23 protein-coding genes are annotated in these 21,069 nt (G+C 40.6%); 15 read left to right on the top strand and 8 right to left on the bottom strand.

Annotated features, from left to right (window positions below):
- Window positions 1–127 precede the first annotated feature (127 nt).
- Genes hprK through I2F76_RS08685 form a run of 4 tightly spaced genes read left to right on the top strand, consistent with a single transcriptional unit; the run spans window position 128 to window position 2,699 of the window.
- The gene (gene hprK / locus I2F76_RS08700; protein ID WP_049507438.1) at window positions 128–1,060 is read left to right on the top strand and encodes an HPr(Ser) kinase/phosphatase; all 933 of its coding nucleotides are present in this window, start codon (window positions 128–130) and stop codon (window positions 1,058–1,060) included.
- On the top strand, window positions 1,057–1,839 hold the full coding sequence (gene lgt, locus I2F76_RS08695; protein WP_195487680.1) for a prolipoprotein diacylglyceryl transferase: 783 nt from the start codon (window positions 1,057–1,059) through the stop codon (window positions 1,837–1,839). The genes hprK and lgt overlap by 4 nt, the downstream gene beginning before the upstream one ends.
- Window positions 1,840–1,842: 3 nt before the next feature.
- Window positions 1,843–2,226: a DUF948 domain-containing protein gene (locus I2F76_RS08690; RefSeq protein WP_134974102.1), complete on the top strand. Its 384-nt coding sequence runs from the start codon at window positions 1,843–1,845 to the stop codon at window positions 2,224–2,226.
- Between the two features lie 14 nt (window positions 2,227–2,240).
- On the top strand, window positions 2,241–2,699 hold the full coding sequence (locus I2F76_RS08685) for a YtxH domain-containing protein (protein ID WP_195487679.1): 459 nt from the start codon (window positions 2,241–2,243) through the stop codon (window positions 2,697–2,699).
- Window positions 2,700–2,829: 130 nt separating this feature from the next.
- Here I2F76_RS08685 and I2F76_RS08680 read toward each other — a convergent pair whose 3' ends face one another.
- Window positions 2,830–3,132 (bottom strand): DUF3270 family protein, encoded by a 303-nt coding sequence (locus I2F76_RS08680; protein WP_195487678.1) that lies wholly within the window; start codon window positions 3,130–3,132, stop codon window positions 2,830–2,832.
- A 129-nt stretch (window positions 3,133–3,261) separates the two neighbouring features.
- Here I2F76_RS08680 and I2F76_RS08675 point away from each other — a divergent pair, with 129 nt between their 5' ends.
- Together I2F76_RS08675 and I2F76_RS08670 are read left to right on the top strand one after the other, a co-directional pair.
- Window positions 3,262–4,191 carry a peptidase U32 family protein gene (locus I2F76_RS08675; RefSeq protein WP_195487677.1) on the top strand — a complete coding sequence of 310 codons (930 nt, stop codon included), beginning with the start codon at window positions 3,262–3,264 and terminating at the stop codon, window positions 4,189–4,191.
- 96 nt (window positions 4,192–4,287) lie between these two features.
- Complete coding sequence (locus I2F76_RS08670) at window positions 4,288–5,574, top strand: peptidase U32 family protein (RefSeq protein ID WP_003002878.1); 1,287 nt, start codon at window positions 4,288–4,290, stop codon at window positions 5,572–5,574.
- Window positions 5,575–5,817: 243 nt separating this feature from the next.
- Here the strand turns inward: I2F76_RS08670 and I2F76_RS08665 are convergent, their stop codons facing one another.
- Window positions 5,818–7,188, bottom strand: coding sequence for an MFS transporter (locus I2F76_RS08665; RefSeq protein WP_195487676.1), 1,371 nt, complete (start codon window positions 7,186–7,188; stop codon window positions 5,818–5,820).
- 40 nt (window positions 7,189–7,228) lie between these two features.
- The gene (locus I2F76_RS08660) at window positions 7,229–7,354 is read right to left on the bottom strand and encodes a 3-hydroxyacyl-ACP dehydratase (protein ID WP_013903887.1); all 126 of its coding nucleotides are present in this window, start codon (window positions 7,352–7,354) and stop codon (window positions 7,229–7,231) included.
- A 102-nt stretch (window positions 7,355–7,456) separates the two neighbouring features.
- Between I2F76_RS08660 and I2F76_RS08655 the strand changes: the two genes are divergently transcribed.
- Window positions 7,457–7,786, top strand: coding sequence for a winged helix-turn-helix transcriptional regulator (locus I2F76_RS08655; protein ID WP_195487675.1), 330 nt, complete (start codon window positions 7,457–7,459; stop codon window positions 7,784–7,786).
- Between the two features lie 263 nt (window positions 7,787–8,049).
- On the opposite strand, the gene I2F76_RS08650 is transcribed toward I2F76_RS08655, so the two are convergent.
- Window positions 8,050–8,382 carry a hypothetical protein gene (locus I2F76_RS08650; RefSeq protein WP_003008097.1) on the bottom strand — a complete coding sequence of 111 codons (333 nt, stop codon included), beginning with the start codon at window positions 8,380–8,382 and terminating at the stop codon, window positions 8,050–8,052.
- A gap of 90 nt (window positions 8,383–8,472) precedes the next feature.
- On the opposite strand from I2F76_RS08650, the gene I2F76_RS08645 reads away from it, so the two are divergent.
- From I2F76_RS08645 to I2F76_RS08635, 3 genes are all read left to right on the top strand, one after another.
- Complete coding sequence (locus tag I2F76_RS08645; protein ID WP_003002541.1) at window positions 8,473–8,685, top strand: YdbC family protein; 213 nt, start codon at window positions 8,473–8,475, stop codon at window positions 8,683–8,685.
- A gap of 161 nt (window positions 8,686–8,846) precedes the next feature.
- The gene (locus tag I2F76_RS08640) at window positions 8,847–9,989 is read left to right on the top strand and encodes a 5-methyltetrahydropteroyltriglutamate--homocysteine S-methyltransferase (protein ID WP_021153584.1); all 1,143 of its coding nucleotides are present in this window, start codon (window positions 8,847–8,849) and stop codon (window positions 9,987–9,989) included.
- 12 nt (window positions 9,990–10,001) lie between these two features.
- Window positions 10,002–10,733, top strand: coding sequence for a cyclase family protein (locus I2F76_RS08635; protein WP_003015569.1), 732 nt, complete (start codon window positions 10,002–10,004; stop codon window positions 10,731–10,733).
- 193 nt (window positions 10,734–10,926) lie between these two features.
- Here I2F76_RS08635 and gorA read toward each other — a convergent pair whose 3' ends face one another.
- Entirely contained in the window at window positions 10,927–12,276 is a 1,350-nt protein-coding gene (gene gorA, locus I2F76_RS08630) for a glutathione-disulfide reductase (protein ID WP_195326761.1), read from the bottom strand.
- 179 nt (window positions 12,277–12,455) lie between these two features.
- On the opposite strand from gorA, the gene I2F76_RS08625 reads away from it, so the two are divergent.
- The 4 genes from I2F76_RS08625 (at window position 12,456) to lysS (ending at window position 17,394) form a co-directional block, all read left to right on the top strand.
- A complete protein-coding gene (locus tag I2F76_RS08625) occupies window positions 12,456–13,613 on the top strand; it encodes an efflux RND transporter periplasmic adaptor subunit (RefSeq protein WP_003008081.1) in 1,158 nt (385 codons plus the stop codon).
- The gene (locus I2F76_RS08620; protein ID WP_195487674.1) at window positions 13,597–14,292 is read left to right on the top strand and encodes an ABC transporter ATP-binding protein; all 696 of its coding nucleotides are present in this window, start codon (window positions 13,597–13,599) and stop codon (window positions 14,290–14,292) included. The genes I2F76_RS08625 and I2F76_RS08620 overlap by 17 nt, the downstream gene beginning before the upstream one ends.
- Entirely contained in the window at window positions 14,292–15,635 is a 1,344-nt protein-coding gene (locus I2F76_RS08615) for an ABC transporter permease (protein WP_195487673.1), read from the top strand. The genes I2F76_RS08620 and I2F76_RS08615 overlap by 1 nt, the downstream gene beginning before the upstream one ends.
- A gap of 268 nt (window positions 15,636–15,903) precedes the next feature.
- The gene (gene lysS / locus I2F76_RS08610) at window positions 15,904–17,394 is read left to right on the top strand and encodes a lysine--tRNA ligase (protein ID WP_003016025.1); all 1,491 of its coding nucleotides are present in this window, start codon (window positions 15,904–15,906) and stop codon (window positions 17,392–17,394) included.
- 36 nt (window positions 17,395–17,430) lie between these two features.
- On the opposite strand, the gene I2F76_RS08605 is transcribed toward lysS, so the two are convergent.
- From I2F76_RS08605 to I2F76_RS08595, 3 genes are all read right to left on the bottom strand, one after another.
- Window positions 17,431–18,054: a histidine phosphatase family protein gene (locus I2F76_RS08605; protein ID WP_151191498.1), complete on the bottom strand. Its 624-nt coding sequence runs from the start codon at window positions 18,052–18,054 to the stop codon at window positions 17,431–17,433.
- Window positions 18,055–18,076: 22 nt separating this feature from the next.
- Window positions 18,077–18,550 carry an aminoacyl-tRNA deacylase gene (locus I2F76_RS08600; RefSeq protein ID WP_049497416.1) on the bottom strand — a complete coding sequence of 158 codons (474 nt, stop codon included), beginning with the start codon at window positions 18,548–18,550 and terminating at the stop codon, window positions 18,077–18,079.
- 140 nt (window positions 18,551–18,690) lie between these two features.
- Window positions 18,691–19,566: a GH25 family lysozyme gene (locus tag I2F76_RS08595; protein ID WP_049497418.1), complete on the bottom strand. Its 876-nt coding sequence runs from the start codon at window positions 19,564–19,566 to the stop codon at window positions 18,691–18,693.
- Between the two features lie 248 nt (window positions 19,567–19,814).
- Between I2F76_RS08595 and ftsW the strand changes: the two genes are divergently transcribed.
- The gene (gene ftsW, locus I2F76_RS08590) at window positions 19,815–21,056 is read left to right on the top strand and encodes a cell division peptidoglycan polymerase FtsW (RefSeq protein WP_195487672.1); all 1,242 of its coding nucleotides are present in this window, start codon (window positions 19,815–19,817) and stop codon (window positions 21,054–21,056) included.
- Window positions 21,057–21,069: the final 13 nt, after the last annotated feature.

The following is a 21,069-nucleotide window of genomic DNA, read 5'->3' as shown; positions in this document are numbered from 1 at the left end:
TTGTCTTGGCCTCTTTTTAGTCGCATTAAAAAGGAGTTGAAAATGGATCTTTCAAATGACACTTCAGTCTCTCGTCTGAAGAGAAAATCTGCTATAATAGAGAGAGAATTTTAAAAGGGAGAATGATATGGCAGTTACTGTTCGCGATATACAGGAAAAGCTTCGTCTGTCAGTTGTTTATGGGGATGATAACCTCTTAAGCAAGGAAATTACGACTGCGGACATCTCACGTCCAGGTCTTGAAATGACGGGCTATTTTGATTATTACACACCTGAGCGGATTCAGCTTGTAGGAATGAAAGAATGGTCCTACCTGGTGAAGATGAGCTCTCACAACCGTCATCAGGTCCTGCGCAAGATGTTCCAGCCAGAGACACCTGTCATCATTGTCGCGCGGAATTTAGAAATTCCAGAAGAAATGTTGCGAGCTGCGGAAGAAAAGCAACTAGCCATTTTGAAGAGCAATGTTGCAACGAGTCGTTTATCTGGAGAGCTTTCTAGCTATTTAGATAGTCGGCTAGCAGAACGTACGAGTGTACACGGTGTCTTGATGGATATTTATGGGATGGGTGTCTTGATCCAAGGAGATAGCGGAATCGGAAAAAGCGAGACAGGTCTGGAACTTGTCAAACGGGGTCACCGCCTCGTAGCAGATGACCGAGTCGATATCTATGCGAGAGACGAGATGACCCTTTGGGGAGAGCCAGCTGAAATCCTACGCCACTTACTAGAGATCCGTGGTGTCGGGATTATCGATGTCATGAGTCTCTACGGTGCCAGTGCCGTCAAGGATTCTTCACAAGTCCAAATCGCTGTTTACTTGGAAAATTATGCTAAGGATCAGGTTTATGATCGTTTGGGTAATAATGCAGAAGAGTTAGAAATCGGTGGTGTGACCATTCCTCGGATTCGCATTCCTGTGAAGACTGGTCGGAACATTTCGGTCGTGATTGAAGCAGCAGCTATGAATGTTCGGGCCAAAGAAATGGGCTATGATGCTACCAAAACTTTTGAAGAACGTTTGTCCCAGTTGATTAGTCAAAATGAGGTGAAGGAATGAATCCAGTAGCCCTTCAATTAGGTCCGATCAGTATTCGTTGGTATGCAATTTGTATTGTCTCTGGCTTGATTCTAGCTGTTTATCTTTCCATGAAAGAAGCGCCCCGTAAAAAAATTGATCCAGATGCTATCATTGATTTCATTTTGATCGCCTTTCCGCTTGCGATTTTGGGGGCCAGACTCTATTACGTTATTTTCGAATGGGGTTACTATAGCCAGCACCTTGGTGAGATTTTTGCGATCTGGAACGGAGGAATCGCGATTTATGGTGGCCTCTTGACAGGTGCCCTTGTCCTCTATCTATTCTCTCGTAGACGCTTGATTGAGCCAATTGATTTCTTAGATATTGCGGCCCCAAGCGTCATGATTGCACAGAGTATTGGTCGCTGGGGAAACTTCTTTAACCAGGAAGCTTATGGAGCTGCTGTTAAAAGTCTCAACTACCTGCCCTCTTTTATTCGAGATCAAATGTATATAGATGGTAGTTACCGTCAGCCAACCTTCTTATATGAATCCATTTGGAATCTGCTAGGATTTCTCTTGATCTTGATTCTTCGTAGGAAGCCCCAATTTTTGCGGCAAGGTGAGGTCACAGCCTTTTACCTTATCTGGTATGGTTTTGGTCGGATGATCATCGAAGGAATGCGGACGGATAGCTTGATGTTTGCAGGCTTACGTGTTTCCCAGTGGTTGTCGATGATCCTGATTCTAGTTGGACTTGCCATTATCCTTTACCAACGTCGCAAAAAAGCCCCTTATTATGTAGAAGCAAAGGAGTAATATATGTTTATTGAAATTGCCTACGGCCTCTTAGGCCTTGCCTTAGTAGCGCTTGTCATTTATATGATTTTTTTCCTCTCAAAGATTGGAAAAGTTGTAGATGAGACGCAAAAAACCATCCAAGTTTTGACATCAGATGTCAATGTCACCTTGCATCAGACCAATGATCTATTGGCAAAAGTCAATGTTTTAACGGATGATTTGAATCAAAAAGTTGCAACGATTGACCCACTCTTTACAGCCGTGGCGGATCTTTCAGAGTCTGTTTCAGATTTGAATGATCAAGCCCGTCAATTGAGTGTCAAAGCTGTATCAGCTGGTGGAAAAACAGTGAAAGCCTCTATCGGATTAAAAGCGATTCAGATGGCTTCAAAATTATTTAAATAGAATCGAGGAAGAATATGGGACGTTTATCTAGTTTATTAATTGGTGTGATTTCAGGTGCTTCAGCAGCCTACTATTTATCAACTGAGCAAGGAAAGAAAGTCACTAAAAAAGTGGTGCGCTTCGTAAAAGATTATCAAGAAGATCCTCAAGAAGTACATGAATCTGTGAAACAAACCGCTAAGGATGTTTCAAAACAAGCAGCAGAAGTGATCCAACAAACCAAAGAAAAAGTTGGTTCTGGAGAAATTACGACAGGAACTGTTTTGGAATCTGTCAAAGAAAAAACGCAAGATGTGGTTGAAAAATCTCAAGAAGTCTATCACTCATTTAAGGATAAACTTCAAAAAGAAAATCTAAGTGGCAATGACTTGGTTCAATCCATTCGCAAACAAACAGAATCAGAAGACATCGTTTTAGAATTGGATGAAAAAGATTCTGAAGAAGCAGCTGAAGAAGATATAAAAGAAGCATAAAAAAATGAGGCTCACTGAGCCTCATTTTTTTTGGAAGGTAAGATGGCAATTGGCAGTTAAGTTTTGTCTTCCAATTGTTATTCCAATTAAAAAAATTCGAGTAAATAAAAAAATCAGGAAAACCTGATTTTTATTTTTTTCGTTTATTGTAGTAAATTCGGAATCCTTGAATACTAGCAAAGCTAGAACCAATCGCTAAAGCAAACGCAAAGAAGGTATTCATTTTTGTTGCTAAAAAGATAAAACTAAATACAACCGTCAACACACAGAAAACAGCGATATTCAAAAAATATAGCAATTCACTTAATTGAGGCGCGGGTTCAACTTCAGGAGCATAGTCCTGAATAGGGGTTTCTTGGGTTTGTTGGGTTTGTTTGGTTAATTCGATATAATCGAATTCTTCATCATAGTGTCTTAAATTTCTTACGGGCATTTTCTCTCTCCTAACAGTACTCTATTATTCTATCATGAATTCAGGTATATAAATGTTACAAAAATGTTACAAATTTTACAAAATGAATAAATTTTTCTAGAATATCGGAATTTTTGTTATAATGGTTCTATGAAAAATATTATTATTACAGCAACAGCAGAGAGTGTTGAGCAAGCGCAAGCCCTGATTGATGCAGGGGTTGACCGAATCTATGTCGGTGAAAAAGATTACGGATTACGATTGCCTCAAACTTTAAGCTATGACGAAATAAATCGAATTGCCCAACTTGTCCATGCTGCTGGCAAAGAATTGACAGTAGCTGTAAATGCACTCATGCACCAATCGATGATGGATTCAATCAAGCCTTTCCTAGATTTTCTAAAGGAAATTCAGGCTGATTATATTACTGTCGGAGATGCGGGCGTTTTTTATGTCTTGAAACGAGATGGCTATCCATTCAAAACCATCTACGATGCATCAACCATGGTTACTTCTAGTCGCCAGATCAATTTCTGGGGAAAACAAGCAGGAGCTTCTGAGGCTGTTTTGGCTCGTGAGATTCCATCTGCCGAATTATTCGTAATGGCTGAGAATCTTCAGATTCCAGCAGAAGTCTTGGTCTATGGTGCTAGCATTATCCACCATTCGAAACGACCTCTTCTTCAGAATTATTACAACTTTATCAAGACAGAAGAATCTGTGACCAAAGATCGCGATCTGTTCTTAGCTGAACCAGGAGATCCCAATTCCCATTATTCAGTCTATGAAGACAAACATGGAACCCATATCTTCTCAAATAATGACTTGAATATGATGACCAAATTGTCTGAGTTGGTAGAACATGGCTTTGATCATTGGAAACTCGATGGTGTCTACTGTCCGGGTGAAAACTTTGTCAAGATTACAGAGTACTTTGTCAAGGCCCGTGAGTTGATTCAAAATGGAACATTTACACAGGATCAAGTCTATCTGTTTGATGAAGAAATCCGCAAATTACATCCAGCTAATCGTGGTTTGGATACTGGTTTCTATGATTATGAACCTGATCGTGTAAAATAACAAATAATACTAGGGCTTCTTCGTTTGTGAGTTTTCCTTTTTCAGGGAACGAAGAGGCTATTCATCATATCGACAATCTTGTAAATTGGAGAAAACATGACAAATACAAAAAAACGTCCAGAGGTTTTGGTACCTGCTGGAACATTAGAAAAATTAAAAGTTGCCGTTAATTATGGGGCAGACGCTGTGTTCGTTGGTGGACAAGCCTATGGTTTGCGTAGCCGTGCCGGAAACTTCACCATGGATGAGCTTCGTGAAGGAATTGAGTATGCTCATGCCCGTGGAGTGGATGTGCACGTGGCTTCGAACATGGTAACTCATGAGGGAAATGAACAAGGGGCTGGTGAGTGGTTCCGTGAATTACGAGATATGGGACTTGACGCCGTGATCGTCTCAGACCCGGCCTTGATTGAAATCTGTGCAACCTATGCACCTGGCCTCAATATCCACTTGTCTACACAAGCTTCTGCAACCAACGTGGAGACCTTCCATTTCTGGAAAGAATATGGCTTGACCCGTGTCGTCTTGGCCCGTGAGGTATCCATGGAAGAGTTGGCAGAGATCCGTAAGCGTACTGATCTTGAGATCGAAGCTTTCGTTCATGGAGCCATGTGTATTTCCTATTCCGGACGTTGTACCCTTTCTAACCACATGTCTGACCGGGATGCCAACCGTGGTGGCTGTTCTCAATCTTGTCGTTGGAAATACGATCTCTACGATATGCCATTTGGCCAAGAACGCAAGAGTATCAAAGGGCAAGTCCCAGAAGAATACTCTATGTCAGCCGTGGACATGTGTATGATCGAAAATATTCCAGACATGATTGATAATGGGGTTGATAGCTTGAAGATCGAAGGTCGGATGAAATCTGTCCATTACGTATCAACAGTTGCCAACTGTTACAAGGCAGCTTGTGATGCCTATATGGAAAGCCCAGAAGCCTTTTATGCCATCAAGGATGATTTGATCAATGAATTGTGGAAAGTCGCTCAACGTGAATTAGCAACTGGATTCTACTACCAAACACCGACTGAAAATGAACAATTGTTTGGGGCACGTCGTAAGATTCCTCAATACAAATTTGTAGGAGAAGTGGTGGACTTTGATCCATCTACCATGACAGCGACGATTCGCCAACGGAATGTCATCAATGAAGGCGACCAAGTGGAATTCTACGGACCAGGCTTCCGTCATTTTGAATGCCAGATCCAAGACTTGCATGATAAGGATGGAGTGAAGATTGATCGCGCGCCAAATCCGATGGAACTTCTCACGATCACCGTCCCACAAGAAGTCAAGCCAGGAGATATGATTCGTTCTTGCCAGGAAGGTTTAATCAATCTCTACTCAAAAGATGGGGCAAGTAAAACTGTTCGAGTATAACAAAAAAAAAGAGAGGGTTAAACCTCTCTTCAGAATATAGACAAACTCTATTAGGACTAGAAAATCTTCTCTTTTAGAGTTTGATTACCATATAGTAAAAACTCTTTGAATGCCTATATAATAGCATTTGTAAGAGTTTTTTTCTTTATATAATTATGAAAAAAGATTGAAGAAAATTGTCCAAATGGACTTTTCCTTCAATCTGTATAATCAACTTTTAAATTGAATGCATTCTGTTTGGTTTTATTCTTTTCCATAAAGGTAACGACTAGCAATTAACCAAGTAGCAATATACATTATCACGTTAACCAAAAATGCGACAACGATAACCATATTCCAATTATGGGATAAATTAGTAGTTAGAATCCCCATAATTGTTGTACCAAAAAGTCCACCAATCTGTTTGTTAGCGTTTAGAGTAGCACCAGCAATTCCAGATAATTCTTGACCAGCAGCTTCCATAAGAATGGTAGTAGTCGCTGGAGTTAACACTCCGATACCTAGACTCATTAAAGAAAATAAAGGGATTAGGATGTATAGTTGAATTTCATGAAAAAGGACTCCAATTCCATAAATTCCTGCTGCTCCTACAATGGCAAAAATAATTGAGACAGTAGCGAGGCTTCCCACGGAAAATCGTTTTACAGCACGTGCGTAAAATAAATTACCAATAATTAAGACAATCATTCCTGGTAGAATGAGGAGTCCAGAAACCATTGAGGAGAAGTTTAAATAAGTTTGAAAATAAAGTCCTAGCACCAAAACAATACCATATAATGAAATGTTAACTACTAAACCTAACAGATTAGAGACAATAAACTTAGCATTTTTTAATAGTTGGTGGGGAACAATAGGTGCTTTACTTTTTTTATCGTGGACTACTAAACCAATAGTAAATAATATAAACAGGAGAAGAAACAATAAAAGATTTAGGTTACTATAGCCATATTGATTCCCTTCAACAAGGTAAATACCTAGACTTCCGATAGTTGCAACAAGAAATATATTACTGAAAATGTCAATTCTAGTCTTTGGATTGGCAATATTGTTTTTCACAAGAAGTAATATTGAAATTACTGTCAAAATTCCCAATGGAATATTGATTAAGAAAATACCCCTCCATCCGAAGTAGTTAATAATTAGTCCACCAATAAAAGAACCAGTACCGGTTGCAACAGAAATAATTGCTGTCCAAATTCCTAACATACGTGCTCTTTTAGTAGAATCAGGGTATGAAATGAATAAAAGTGCTAATGAACTAGGCATAAACAAAGAAGCACCGAAACCTTGAACGAATCTAAGTATGATTAATGTTTCAATATTTGGTGAAAAAGAGCACCCAAATGAGGCAAGTGTAAAAATTGTCATTCCAAATAATAAAATTCGTTTAGCACCATATTTTGTTGTTAGATTTCCTGAAAGTAGGAGTAAAGAGCCTAAAGCTAGTGTATAGGCGTTAATAATCCAAATGGATTGCTCTAATGAGACGCTCATAGCTGTTTCAATATGGGGAACAGCAAGAACCACTCCGGTTGTATCTAGGACCGCCATAATGTATCCTAGTGAAAGAATAAAAAGTAGATAAGCTGGCGCTTTTGTATTTGTTTTTTTCATCAAGCTTCCTCCGTTATTTCATCAAACCAATTTTCATTTATCAATCAAAAGCAATATATTTAACTTTCTGAAAATATTTTACTTGAGTATATCCAGTGCCAAAGTATCTTCCATCAGCGCAACCGAGAATATCTTTGATACGGTCAAACTTAGTTGTAATATCCATAGTAATTTCCCCTTTCAAATGATATAATTAGCTTATCATGTAATAATTTCTGAAACAAGAAGGGAAAAAAAGTATAGTAACTATCAAAAAAGGAGGAAATGAATGGAGACTTGCAAGAAGCAATCTTTGAAAAAATCAATTTGTCCAGAAAGAAGGGTCTTGAATTTACTAAAAGGTAAATTTACTCTTGAGATCTTATCTGAAATTATTGATGGTAATATACATTATAGTAGTCTTTTGCGTAGTGTAGAAGGTATTAATCCTAGAATATTAGCTCAACGATTACATGATTTTGAGCAAGAAGGTATTTTATCAAGAAAAGTTTTACCGACATCGCCTCCACAGGTTGAATATAAAATGACAAAAAAAGGTATTGCTCTAAGAAGTATCGTTGAAGAAATGAAAAAATGGGAGCATACTTATGGTGATTAGAGATTAGATTGAATTTACATAATTTATTACTAATATTTTTCTTTAAATAGATAATGTAATTATGAAAGATTTGGTGACCTTTTTAATCAAGGCAACGTCAATACTAGTAGTATGTACTGGAACTTTAACTTTTTACTAGGTTCAAAAGTTAAAGTTAAAATTTGATAGAATTTTTTTGATACTCTAATAAATTTAGAAATGAGATTAAAAGTAATAAAAACAAACGCCAAAAATGACGTTTGTTTTCAATATAAAAGAGAGGGTTAAACCTCTCCTTTTTGTTGAGCGATGCGAATATTATTGGGGACCAAACTGATTTTCTGGATCTCAGAAATCCGAATAATCGTGGACATACTCTTTTTAAAATTTTTCACGATCAGTTGTCGGCGTTCTTGGTCATACTTGACAATGTCGCCTGTAAAACTCTTATTTGAAAAAATAACATGTACCCCTTGTTTTTTTCGCAATGCTTGTTGAATGATGTCAATAATTCTCTCATCTTCTAATGGGGCAGGGGTACTGACTTTTCCATTGAAAAATTCATTTGCTCGGTCTTTAACGATCTCGAGAAATTTTTTCATAGCTAAATTCTCCATAACTTGATACAATATATTATAGATAATTTAAACGATTTTGTAAATGATTTACGAATATTAGAGATGAGAAGGCAAGAAAGGAGTCGTGAAATGGCAGAATTTTCATTCCAAATCGAAGAACATTTGCTGGTCTTGTCAGAAAATGACAAGGGTTGGACCAAAGAATTGAACCGTGTGAGTTTTAATGGTGCTCCTGCTAAGTATGATATCCGGACCTGGAGTCCCGACCATACAAAAATGGGGAAAGGCATTACACTCACAAACGAAGAGTTCCAAGTCATGCTCGATGCATTTAAAAATTAAGAAAAGGGGTCCTTCAAGGACTTCTTTTTTTGTTATAGTCTAAGGCTATATAGATATCAAAGATATTAGATTATCCCAAACCCTTGTTTATCAGGTGTTGGACTGCTATAATGGTTGCATTGATGAATTAATGTAAAACTTATAGGAAAGAGGGAATCATATTGACACATACACATGCACCTTATCGCGTAGACCATGTTGGTTCATTTCTTCGTCCAGCTACTTTGGTTCAGGCTCGTGAAGATTTCGCAGCTGGAAAAATCAGTCAGGCTGACTTAACAAAAGTAGAAGATCAGGCGATTCGTGACCTCGTTGAAAAAGAAATTGCCGCTGGTCTGAAGTCAGTAACTGATGGAGAATTCCGCCGAGCTTATTGGCATTTGGATTTCTTCTGGGGCTTTGGGGGCATTGATCATGTCCAAGCTGCTCAAGGCTATCAATTCCATGATGAAACAACCAAGGCGGACTCAGCGCTTGTCGTTGGAAAAATCACAGGAGCCAATCATCCATTTGTAGAGCATTACAAGTTCTTGCGGGATCTTGTGGCAGATGTAGATGGTGTAGAGGCTAAATATACCATTCCAGCACCTGCACAATTCTATTTTGAATTGATCCGTGATGCAGAACATGTAGAACAATTGAATACCATCTATCCTGATTTTGCGGCTGTTCGTGAAGACATCAAGCAAGCCTATCTTCAAGTGATTCAAGATTTGTATGATGCAGGTCTTCGGACTCTTCAAGTAGATGATTGTACTTGGGGTGTCTTGGTAGATGATAATTTCTTGACGGCTTGGGGAGCAGCTCAAGGCAAGTCAAAAGATGAGGTTCGCCGGGAACTCGCTGATCTCTTCTTGACCTTTAACAACGATGTCTACCAAAATGTTCCAGCTGGTTTGACCGTCAATACGCACGTTTGTCGTGGGAACTTCCATTCCACTTGGGCGTCATCAGGTGGCTATGCGCCGATTGCCAAAGAACTCCTTGGAGAAGAAGCCGTTAATGCTTACTTCCTAGAGTTTGATACCGATCGGGCTGGTGGTTTTGAACCACTTGCAGAAGTAACCCCTGGTAAAGGAGTGGTGTTAGGCCTCTTGACATCTAAGAGTGGTCAACTGGAGAATAAGGACGAAGTGATTGCTCGTATTAAAGAAGCGAGTCAGTATGTACCGTTGGAAAATCTTTACCTGTCTACTCAGTGTGGCTTTGCTTCGACAGAAGAAGGAAACATTTTGACAGAAGAAGACCAATGGAAAAAAATCGGTTTGATTAAGGAAATTGTCGCTGAAGTTTGGGGCGAATAAGGAGGAAGAAACATGTCAGATTTACTAAGTATTTATAAAGAATTGCAAGCTAAAAAATGGGTGGACTTGAGTCACCAAATCAATGCGGAAAGTCCACACTTCCCAGCCCTTCCTGCTTTGCAACAAGAAGATCTTTTCACATTAAAAGATGGTTTCCATGTTCAAAAATTTACAGTGGTTGGTCAATACGGAACGCATATTGATGCACCGATTCACTTTGTAGAAGGGGGTCGTTGGTTGGATGAGATTGACCTCAAAGATCTCCTCTTGCCACTCTATGTTATCGACAAGTCTAAAGAAGTTGCTGCCAATCCAAACTTTATCTTGAGTAAACAAGATATCTTAGACTTTGAGGCAGAGCATGGACAAATTGCTGAGGGTGCTTTTGTTGCCTTCCGTAGTGATTGGTCAAAACGTTGGCCAGATCAAGATGCTATGCGCAATCTTGATGAAAATGGGGTTCAACAAAGTCCAGGATGGAGCCGTGAAGCCTTGGAATTCTTGATTCATGAACGCCATGTTAAGGCTGTGGGTCATGAAACCTTTGATACCGATGCAGGTATTCCAGCAGCAGAGCATGGCTTGGTCAATGAATACTACCTCTTGGAACAAAATATCTACCAAGTTGAAGTCTTGAACCAATTGGACCAAGTTCCAGCTGTAGGTGCTTTGATTTCGATTGCTTTCCCTCACTGGGACAAGGCAACTGGTTCACCTGTCCGTGCCATTGCCATCTTACCATAAACAAAGAAAAAGAGAGTGGGACAGAAATCGGTAATTTGATAGAATTCGATTTCGTCGTCCCACCTCCGCACAGTTGAGTAGGGCTGTAAAAGCTGATGAAATCAGCGTATTAGAGCCCACTCAACCACTGCGTCTTGCTCGACAATCCAAAAACAATTGAGAGGCTAGGACTTTTGTCCCAGCCTCTTATTTTTTATCTCATAGTTACAAATTCTTCGGATCCGGTTGGGTGAATGGCGACAGTTGCATCGAAATCGGCTTTTGTCGCTCCCATCTTGATAGCAACTGCAAATCCTTGGATCATTTCATCGACTCCGTAGCCAAGACCATGAAGGCCAACGACCCTTTCCTCGGGACCAGCAGTGATGAGTTTGAATTTTGCTTGCTGGCGGTGTTGGGTTACAGCAGTGTACATGGAAGCAAATTGAGAAGTATAGACTTTGATATTCTCTTTACCATAAGTTTGCTGGGCTTCTTCCTCCGTTAGGCCAACGGTTCCGATAGCCGGGTGAGAAAAGACAACAGTCGGGATGTTTGTATAATCCATTTTGGCATTGACTTTTCCATTGAATAGTCGTTCAGAAAGAGTGCGTCCAGCTTTTATAGCGACAGGAGTTAATTCTTTTTCTCCTGTGACATCCCCAAGAGCATAGATTCCTGGAATAACTGTATTCTGGTATTCATCCACTGCAATGAATCCTTTTTCATTTAAGGTGACGCCTGCAGCTTCTAGATTGAGATCCTGGACATTTGGTTTTCGTCCTGTTGCCCAGATAACATGATCTGCCACGTGGCTGGTCATATCCTCAAAATAAATCTTCACACGACCGTCTTCTAATTTTTCAAGCTTCATGGGAACCTTGTGTTTGTGAAGCGGAAGGTTTTGTTTTTCCATTTCTTCCATTAAGCCATCGACAATGTAGGAATCAAACTTTCTTAATGGACGATCACCGCGAACGAAGAGATCGGTCTGAACACCAAGGGCATGGAGCACACCGGCTAGTTCCACTGCGATGTAGCCAGCTCCAATAATGGCAACAGATGTAGGAAGTTCTTCCCAAGCAAAGACATCATCAGAAGTTTCGCCAAATTCAGCTCCAGGAACAGAAGGAATAAAGGGATGGGCACCGGTCGCAATTACGATATGCTTGGCCTTAATGGTTTCTCCATTTACCTCAACCGTATGAGCATCCACAAAACGGGCACGTCCTTCAATTCGTTCAACCCCATTGCGTTTGAAACTGCCATCATAGGAATTACGGGAACGGTCAATATAGGCTTCGCGATTTTTTCTTAAGGTTGCAAAATCAAATTTTGTCTGTTCAGAAGTAAATCCATAGTCTGGTCCATAATCGCGAATTGCTTCTGCAATTTGTGCACCATACCACATAATCTTTTTAGGCACACATCCTCTGTTGACACAGGTGCCACCCAATTGTTTTTCTTCAATGACAGCAGCGCGCGCTCCGTACTCTCCAGCCCGGTTCATGGTAGCGATTCCTCCACTACCTCCACCGATTGAAATAATATCAAATTCTTTCATGTTTTCCTCCTAAATGGGACTTCAGTTTGATTGTAATATCAACTGTTACAAAAGTCAAGGGTTTAGCATGTTACCAAGCATTTAAATTTCATGTTGCCGTGTCAATTTTAGATAGAAAAGTAAGGAAATATGGTATACTATGGTATAGAATAAAACGCTTTCTTTGATGGAGAAAAACGATGAAGAAATTGAAAAAATGGCAACTATTTGCAGCTGCAGGTGCAGCTATTGCGGTGATTGGAACAGGAAGTGTGATGGTGTTTTCGCACCCAAGTACTCCTGATCAAGCAATCACGAAAGAAACTCCAATGGTGCAAACGGTCAAGGATGGATCGATCGCTTCTTCAGTCTTGTTAACTGGGAAAGTCACTGCCAACCAGGAGCAGTATGTCTATTTTGATGGAACCAAAGGGGATTTGCAGTCGATTTTGGTCAATGTAGGAGATCAAGTGACGGCCGGTCAGCCAATTGTTCAGTATAGTAGTACAGAGGCCCAAACCGCTTATGATGCAGCCGTTCGTGCTGTCAATAAGGCAGATCGTCAGTTAAATGACTTACTGACAAATGGTGTGACCATTGATACGACAGGCGATGAAGAAGCAGATGCCAAATCAGCTTCGCAGACCCAGCGAACAGTCGATTCTCAAGCTAGCGATTTACGAGATGCTAAGTCGGATGCGGTCGATAATATGAACAAGGCTAAGGCTCTTCTGGATGCGACAACAGTTAGGAGTAATACAGATGGTACCGTGGTCGAAGTCAATAAAGATGTTTCAAAATCGACTACAGGGACCAACCAAACTCTGGTTCACATTGTGAGCAACGGAAATTTACAAGTCAAAGGGGAATTGTCTGAATACAATTTGGCCAATATTTCTGAAGGTCAGGAAGTGGTCCTCACTTCCAAGGTTTATCCGGATAAAACCTGGACAGGAAAGATTTCTTATGTAGCCAACTATCCGACTGACGCGGGTCAAGCAGGTGCCAATGCAGCAGGTGGAACACAAGGAAGCGGAGGAGCCAAGTACCCATTCACAGTAGATATTACCAGTGAAATTGGAGAACTCAAACAAGGCTTTTCTGTCAATATTGAAGTCAAAAGTTCTACTCAACATCCCCTTGTTCCCGTGACAAGTGTCATGGCTGATGGGGACACGAGTTATGTATGGACGGTCGAAAATGGCAAGGCTAAGAAAGTAAAAGTAACGCTTGGTAACGCCGATGCTGAAAACCAGGAAATCTTGTCAGGCTTGAAGAAAGATGCTCAAGTTATTGTGAATCCTAATGAGAAACTGGAAGATGGAAAAGAGATCGGAAAATATGACAAAATTGATTGAACTAAAAGGAATCAATAAAACCTATAAAAATGGGGATCAGGAACTTCGTGTCTTAAAAGACATCGATTTAGAAGTCGAAGAGGGAGAATTTATGGCCATTATGGGTCCATCTGGCTCAGGGAAATCGACCTTGATGAACGTCATTGGCTTGTTGGACCGCCCGACCAGTGGAGAGTATTTCCTAGAAGGTCAGGAGGTTGGAAATCTCAGTGAGAAAAAATTAGCACGTGTTCGAAATGAACAGATCGGTTTTGTCTTTCAACAATTCTTTCTTCTCTCCAAGCTCAATGCCTTTCAAAATGTAGAACTGCCTCTCATTTATGCAGGAGTTCATCCTGCTAAACGGAAGGAATTAGCTGAGCAGTACCTTGAAAAGGTAGAGCTCCATTCTCGCATGCACCATTTGCCTTCAGAGCTCTCAGGGGGTCAAAAACAGCGGGTTGCGATAGCTCGAGCTCTCGTCAATCAGCCAGCCATCGTCTTAGCAGATGAGCCGACTGGAGCCCTAGATACCAAGACAGGGGAGCAAATAATGGACTTGTTAACCAAGCTAAACCAAGAAGGAAAAACCATTATCATGGTTACACACGAGCCAGAAATTGCAGCCTTTGCGCATCGTCGCATCGTCATTCGTGATGGAGTGATCTCCTCAGATAGCAAGCTGGAAAGGGGGACCTAATGCAAAATTGGAAATTTGCGATCAGCTCAATTATGAGCCATAAATTACGGTCTTTCTTGACCATGGTGGGGATCATTATTGGGGTCGCTTCTGTGGTTGTCATCATGGCTCTGGGAGATGGTATGAAAGCTGGTGTCACCAAGACCTTCACCAAGGACCAAGAGTATGTACAAATCTCTTATTCTCCCAACAAGAGTGGCTATGTGACTGGGATCAATATTGGCCCTTCTGATGATACTGGAGAAGGAGAAGGCGGAGGCGAAAGTGGCCCTGCAGCTGAAGACCGAGGGATGGCTGCTCCATCGGATATCGATGGGGAAAACGCTGAAGATGTTGATGGTCAAGTCCAAGAAGCACCACCAGTTGTGCAAGAATCTTGGGTTAAGGAATTAACCAAGATTCAAGGCATCGATGGTTACTATGTTAGCAATACCTCCAATGCAACCATTGCTTTTCAAAAGAAAAAAGCAGAAGGGGTAAACATCCAAGGAGTAAATGAAACCTATTTTTCTGTCAAAAAGGTTGAGCTCTTATCTGGACGAAAATTAACCCCTTCAGACTATAGTAATTTCTCCCGGGTGGTGCTCCTTGATGAAGGATTGGCCCAACAATTATTTGGAACGGAGAATCCACTGAATCAGGTGGTCTCTGTTGGGGATAACAATTATCGCGTCGTTGGTATTTTCAAGGATCCAAATGCAGGAACAGCTCTTTACGGAGCTTCCTCAGGTGGAAGTGCCTTGATGGCCAATACCCAACTCGCCTCTGAATTCGGAACGGATGAAATTCAAAATATTGTCGTCCATGTGCCAGATGTGAAGCAGATTAAAACCGTTGGGATTGAGGCTGCTCAAAAGTTAACAGAACTTTCAGGTGTTCGCCAAGGAGAATTTCAAATCTTTAATTTGGATAGCATCCTAGAGGAAACCAAAAAAGTAGTAGGAATTATGACGTCAGTGATCGGTGCCATTGCAGGGATTTCCCTTTTGGTTGGCGGGATTGGAGTCATGAATATCATGTTGGTTTCTGTGACAGAGCGGACGAGAGAAATTGGTCTTCGCAAAGCATTGGGAGCAACTCGAGGTAAGATTCTGGTTCAATTTTTGATTGAGTCGATGGTCTTGACCATCATTGGTGGGCTGATTGGACTTGGACTTGCTTATGGTGTGAATAGCTTGATTACTACACTCGCAGCAGCCTCCCTAGAAGGCCCACCGATTATTTCCTTAAATGTCGCTATCGGCAGTATTATTTTCTCTGCTTTTGTAGGCATCATCTTTGGAATTTTACCAGCGAATAAGGCTTCTAAGTTAAATCCGATCGAAGCACTGCGTTATGAATAAAAATAGGAGCGAGTCAGGATGAATGGTTTAAGATTCTCCACGCTCCTTTTTGCTGCTGTTGTTGAATAGTTTGTCGAAACCTTTTCAATTATCTCGCCCTGTACAGGTTAAACAGTTTAAGCAGTCAACGACAGTTTTCGGATATTATTTGAGTATAGCTTCGAGAGGTTACATTTTACCTAGCCTTATTTTTGTTTAATTGGTAAATATTAGTGAATTTCTGGTCCAAATATGATAGAATAGGGGAGAATAACTTAGGAGGTTCCAAATGACTACTGAACACATGGAAGAATTGAATGACCAGCAGATTGTCCGTCGTGAGAAAATGGCGGCCCTTCGTGAACAAGGAATCGATCCATTTGGGAAGCGATTCGAACGCACTGCAAATTCAGGTCAATTAAAAGAAAAATATTCAGAATTAGATAAAGAACAACTCCACGACTTGAACGAAACAGCTATTATTGCTGGTCGTCTCGTAACAAAACGTGGAAAAGGAAAGGTTGGCTTTGCCCATCTTCAAGACCGTGAAGGTCAAATTCAGATCTACGTTCGTAAGGACGCTGTTGGAGAAGAAAACTACGAAATCTTCAAAAAAGCAGACCTTGGTGATTTCCTTGGTGTTGAAGGGGAAATCATGCGCACAGACATGGGTGAACTTTCGATTAAAGCAACTCATATCACTCACTTGTCAAAAGCCCTTCGTCCCTTGCCTGAAAAATTCCACGGACTTTCAGATGTTGAAACCATCTATCGCAAACGTTATTTGGATTTGATTTCAAACCGTGAAAGCTTCGAACGCTTTGTAACCCGTTCAAAAATCATCTCTGAAATCCGTCGTTATTTAGATGGTCAAGGATTCCTTGAAGTGGAAACACCAGTGCTTCACAATGAAGCTGGGGGTGCGGCTGCTAAACCATTTATCACTCATCACAATGCACAAAACATTGATATGGTGCTTCGTATCGCGACGGAGCTTCACTTGAAACGTTTGATTGTTGGTGGGATGGAACGTGTTTACGAAATCGGACGGATTTTCCGTAACGAGGGAATGGATGCTACTCACAACCCTGAATTCACTTCGATCGAAGTGTATCAAGCTTACGCTGATTTCCACGATATCATGGACTTGACAGAAGGTATCATCCAACATGCTGCGAAAGCTGTCCATGGTGATGGTCCAATCGACTACCAAGGAACAGAAATCAAAATCAACGAACCATTCAAACGGGTTCACATGGTTGATGCGATCAAAGAAATCACAGGTGTTGACTTCTGGCAAGACATGACCTTTGAAGAAGCTGTAGCACTTGCAAACGAAAAACATGTACCAGTTGAAAAACACTACACAGAAGTGGGACAAATTATCAATGCCTTCTTCGAAGAATTCGTTGAAGAAACCTTGACACAACCAACTTTTGTTTACGGTCACCCAGTAGCAGTATCTCCATTGGCTAAGAAAAATCCAGAAGATCCACGCTTCACTGACCGTTTCGAACTCTTCATCATGACCAAAGAGTATGCCAATGCCTTCACGGAATTGAATGATCCGATCGATCAATTACAACGGTTCGAAGCGCAAGCGCGTGCCAAAGAATTGGGAGATGACGAAGCTACAGGCATCGACTATGACTATGTTGAAGCCCTTGAATATGGTATGCCACCAACAGGTGGACTTGGAATTGGTATTGACCGTCTCGTTATGTTGTTGACCAATGTGACAACGATTCGCGACGTCCTTCTCTTCCCAACTATGAAATAAGCTAAAAGAAAACACTGATCGCAAGATCAGTGTTTTTTAGTCTTCCATATAAGAGGTGTCGTTCCAAGTATCTAAGTGATAGTGCTCAAAATCATCTGTTGTTAGAATCGTCACGCTGGCATTATCTAGTCCGCCATTTTTGCGGAGTTCTCCTGTTTCATAACCAAGCAAGGTTCGAATAGAAGCTGTCAAATTAGCCCCATGTCCAACGATGAGAACAGTATCGAGCTCTTTTCCTTTCAGGCTTTTTACAAAATCACAGGTACGTTTAGTTGTTTCATAGACAGATTCTGCATCAAAGATTTCATTTTGAAAGCGGGCGAGGTTATGGCGAAAGGCATCCATTTGTTGGGGATAGATAGCTGAAATGGTAGAAATTTTAGCCCCTTCCAGTTTTCCTAAATTCCACTCACGAAGAGCAGGCGTTGCTTGCAATTCTAGAGGTGTCTCCAATTGATCGAGGATGATCTGTGCGGTATGGACTGTTCGTGGCAGATCACTTGCAAAGGCTGCATCAAAAGGAACACTAGCTAGGTGCTTTCCTAATTTTTCAAGCTGATGAATGGAGGCTGGTAACAGCGGAGAATCGCCATTTGATCCCTGAAAACGTCCTTCTTCATTCCATTCTGTCCGTCCGTGTCGAATAAAATATAGTTTCACAATCTTGTCTCCTTCTCTGTCATTATTCTAAAATATCTGCAAAAGTCGCTTGTACGAAGTCTGCTAGAAGTTGTGGTTTGATTTGAATACTATGGCCGATTTCCCCAGCAGATACGATCATGCTCTCTAACTGAAGGGCTGATTCATCGATAAAGATTGGGAAAGGATGCTTTTGACGAATGCCCACCGGATTATTGGCACCATGAATATAACCTGTGGTTTTTTCGAGATCCTTTTGAGGAATCATAGCCACTTTCTTATTTCCCGATAATTTGGCCAATTTTTTCTCTGAAAGATGCTCCGTAATAGGAATGATCCCAATCACGGGCCCCGTTTTATCTCCTTTGAGAGCTAGGGTTTTGAAAATAGTAGAGCGATCAATCCCTTCTGGTAAGATCCCTTCTAAAGCGTTGATTTGTAGGCCTACGTGCTCAATTTTTGCTTTTGTCAAGATCTGCTCGACCAAGGTTTTTTTTACTTTATTTTTTTTTGCCATGGCTTTCTCCTTTTCTCTTTTTCTCTACAAAATCAGATTTCATTAGACCATTATAACATATAATAGCGGCAATATTGCCTTCTCCTGAAAAATAGAAAACAGCAGAAAAAGTGAAGATCACTTGATCTGCTGTTTTAAGGCTATGAGGAAGAGTTATCTTTTTGTACCTTGAAAAGTTTCCGATAAATCGCTTCTTGGTCTTGCGTCGGAGCAATTTGGTTGAGATCCAAGTAGTGTGAGAATCCATTTAATTGCCCTTGAGAGGTATATTGATGCAAGTCGTATTCCGTGTTGGTATCTGGTGCAGCATTATAGTAGCCATCATCAAATCCATAAGTAGGAATCCAAAGAGCCGTAAATTTATCAGTGGAGATACTGTGTTCTTCCATGAAGTAAGTTCCGATATAGAGTCCAATATTTTTTGCACCCAAAGCTTGTAGTTTTGCTCGGAAAGCTTCAACGCCTGCATTCATATCCTTCATGGTTTTTTCCTCAACGTCTAACCAATAGTAGGTCGGTTTGTAAGGAGAAGCAGCCTTGTAAAATTCTTCTGCTTCTTTTTCCATTTCTTTTTTATCCTTAGCAGCGACATAAGCATAGACTGCGACAGGGATATTTCGTTTTTGGAATTCTTGGATATGGGTTTTAAAAGATTTATCCAGACCATTTAAGTAGGTTGCTGCATTTTCCTTTTTCGCTTGAGCCCCACTATGGACACGAACGATTACACCTCCCACATTTTGGGAGAGGACATCGTAATCAATTTCACTAGGCAATTGCCAGCCTGAAATATCAATGATCGGGCGGCCAACCAGTTCTGGATTGATGTCTTCTTCTTTTTTAGAAGAAGAGCTTGCAGTAGTTGTTTTTCGAGGTGTATTGGAGTTCGGAATGGTTTTGGTTGTTTCTTGTCGCTCTCTGGCTTGTAGATCGGCAATCGTTCGTGAAAGAACGAGAAAAGAAATGATACCGATAAAAAAGACCAAGAGAACAACGGGTTTTATCCTTTTTCTCATACAGAAACATTTTACCGTAAAAAAAACGAAAAGGCAAAACTTAATGCTTAAAAGATGCTGATTTCAGCCATTATTTTCAAAAAAAAGGAATCTTTTCATCGAAAAAGGATAAAAATATATGAAAATAAGAAGAATGATTAGAATATTTCTTGAAAATTGGGAAGAAGCCGAATCTTTTCTGGACTTTTCTTGGTTTTGCTTCTTAAAAATGATATAATGAAGGTTGAACATTAGGAATATGGTGAATTATGAAAATTGAAAAAAGACATCTTTTAAATTATTCCATCCTCATTCCCTATTTGATTTTATCCATCATTGGCTTGATTGTTGTCTATTCGACAACAAGTGCCTTGGCAATTCAAAGTGGAGTGAGTTCGATTCGGATGGTACGGACACAGGGGCTCTTTTTCATCCTAAGTCTTCTAACCATCGCCTTGATTTATAAATTTAGCCTAAACTTCCTTCGAAATAAAAAGGTGCTGGCTTTTGTCATTTTTATTGAAGTGATTTTGTTGATTCTGTCTAGGTTTATCACAGATACGGTCAATGGAGCTCACGGTTGGTTGACCATTCCTGGAGGGTTTAGTATCCAGCCAGCTGAATACCTTAAGGTGATCTTAGTCTGGTATCTGGCCTTGATCTTTTCGAAACGACAAGATGAAATCCGTGATTATGATTATCAAGCCTTGACCCATAATGAATGGATTCCAAGGAATTTAAACGATTGGCGTTGGCTGACCTTGATTCTGATTGGAATCGTTGTGATTATGCCGGACTTGGGAAATGCGACGATCTTGGCCTTAACGGTCTTGATCATGATTACGGCTAGTGGAGTGGGTTACCGTTGGTTTACCTCTTTACTTGGTTTAGTTGTTGGGGTATCCACCATTGTCCTTGGTTCAATATGGATCATCGGTGTGGATCGTGTCGCTAAAATTCCTGTCTTTGGTTATGTGGCCAAACGTTTTAGTGCCTTCTTTAACCCCTTTAATGACTTGTCTGGCGCAGGTCACCAATTAGCTAATTCTTACTATGCCATGAGTAACGGTGGTTGGTTTGGCTTGGGGCTAGGAAATTCCATTGAAAAACAAGGTTACTTACCAGAAGCGCACACAGACTTTGTGTTTGCCATCGTGATTGAAGAATTAGGTTTTGTTGGAGCTAGCTTGATCCTTGCTCTCCTATTTTTCTTAATTCTTCGGATCATTTTAGTCGGTATTCGAGCAAAGAATCCTTTTAATTCGATGATGGCCATTGGGATCGGTGGGATGATCTTAGTGCAAACCTTCATTAACATCGGAGGAATTTCTGGTTTGATTCCGTCTACAGGAGTGACCTTCCCCTTCTTATCCCAAGGGGGAAATAGCTTATGGGTCTTATCCGTAGCGATTGCTTTCGTTTTGAATATCGATGCTAGTGAAAAACGGGCTAAGATGGAACAAGAAGGCATGGTTTTTGAAGAAAAAGGTAAAATCAAACCTTATTATTAAAAGGGAATTGTTG

The sequence above is a fragment of the Streptococcus parasanguinis genome (genome assembly GCF_015557775.1).
GTDB classification, from domain to species: domain Bacteria; phylum Bacillota; class Bacilli; order Lactobacillales; family Streptococcaceae; genus Streptococcus; species Streptococcus parasanguinis_AA.
The sequence above is the reverse complement of the archived record's forward strand: the minus strand, read 5'-3'. Positions and strand labels throughout refer to the sequence as shown.

What these genes read in the sequence shown, in the direction of transcription:
- hprK (WP_049507438.1), top strand. Translation starts at nt 128, where the DNA reads ATGGCAGTTACTGTTCGCGATATACAGGAAAAGCTTCGTCTGTCAGTT.
- I2F76_RS08600 (WP_049497416.1), bottom strand. Translation starts at nt 18,550, where the DNA reads ATGGCAAAAAAAAATAAAGTAAAAAAAACCTTGGTCGAGCAGATCTTG.
- I2F76_RS08665 (WP_195487676.1), bottom strand. Translation starts at nt 7,188, where the DNA reads ATGAAAAAAACAAATACAAAAGCGCCAGCTTATCTACTTTTTATTCTT.
- I2F76_RS08680 (WP_195487678.1), bottom strand. Translation starts at nt 3,132, where the DNA reads ATGCCCGTAAGAAATTTAAGACACTATGATGAAGAATTCGATTATATC.
- gorA (WP_195326761.1), bottom strand. Translation starts at nt 12,276, where the DNA reads ATGAAAGAATTTGATATTATTTCAATCGGTGGAGGTAGTGGAGGAATC.
- I2F76_RS08635 (WP_003015569.1), top strand. Translation starts at nt 10,002, where the DNA reads ATGTCAGATTTACTAAGTATTTATAAAGAATTGCAAGCTAAAAAATGG.
- ftsW (WP_195487672.1), top strand. Translation starts at nt 19,815, where the DNA reads ATGAAAATTGAAAAAAGACATCTTTTAAATTATTCCATCCTCATTCCC.
- I2F76_RS08670 (WP_003002878.1), top strand. Translation starts at nt 4,288, where the DNA reads ATGACAAATACAAAAAAACGTCCAGAGGTTTTGGTACCTGCTGGAACA.
- I2F76_RS08675 (WP_195487677.1), top strand. Translation starts at nt 3,262, where the DNA reads ATGAAAAATATTATTATTACAGCAACAGCAGAGAGTGTTGAGCAAGCG.
- I2F76_RS08660 (WP_013903887.1), bottom strand. Translation starts at nt 7,354, where the DNA reads ATGGATATTACAACTAAGTTTGACCGTATCAAAGATATTCTCGGTTGC.
- I2F76_RS08615 (WP_195487673.1), top strand. Translation starts at nt 14,292, where the DNA reads ATGCAAAATTGGAAATTTGCGATCAGCTCAATTATGAGCCATAAATTA.
- I2F76_RS08650 (WP_003008097.1), bottom strand. Translation starts at nt 8,382, where the DNA reads ATGGAGAATTTAGCTATGAAAAAATTTCTCGAGATCGTTAAAGACCGA.
- I2F76_RS08685 (WP_195487679.1), top strand. Translation starts at nt 2,241, where the DNA reads ATGGGACGTTTATCTAGTTTATTAATTGGTGTGATTTCAGGTGCTTCA.
- I2F76_RS08595 (WP_049497418.1), bottom strand. Translation starts at nt 19,566, where the DNA reads ATGAGAAAAAGGATAAAACCCGTTGTTCTCTTGGTCTTTTTTATCGGT.
- lgt (WP_195487680.1), top strand. Translation starts at nt 1,057, where the DNA reads ATGAATCCAGTAGCCCTTCAATTAGGTCCGATCAGTATTCGTTGGTAT.
- I2F76_RS08690 (WP_134974102.1), top strand. Translation starts at nt 1,843, where the DNA reads ATGTTTATTGAAATTGCCTACGGCCTCTTAGGCCTTGCCTTAGTAGCG.
- I2F76_RS08625 (WP_003008081.1), top strand. Translation starts at nt 12,456, where the DNA reads ATGAAGAAATTGAAAAAATGGCAACTATTTGCAGCTGCAGGTGCAGCT.
- I2F76_RS08655 (WP_195487675.1), top strand. Translation starts at nt 7,457, where the DNA reads ATGGAGACTTGCAAGAAGCAATCTTTGAAAAAATCAATTTGTCCAGAA.
- I2F76_RS08620 (WP_195487674.1), top strand. Translation starts at nt 13,597, where the DNA reads ATGACAAAATTGATTGAACTAAAAGGAATCAATAAAACCTATAAAAAT.
- lysS (WP_003016025.1), top strand. Translation starts at nt 15,904, where the DNA reads ATGACTACTGAACACATGGAAGAATTGAATGACCAGCAGATTGTCCGT.
- I2F76_RS08645 (WP_003002541.1), top strand. Translation starts at nt 8,473, where the DNA reads ATGGCAGAATTTTCATTCCAAATCGAAGAACATTTGCTGGTCTTGTCA.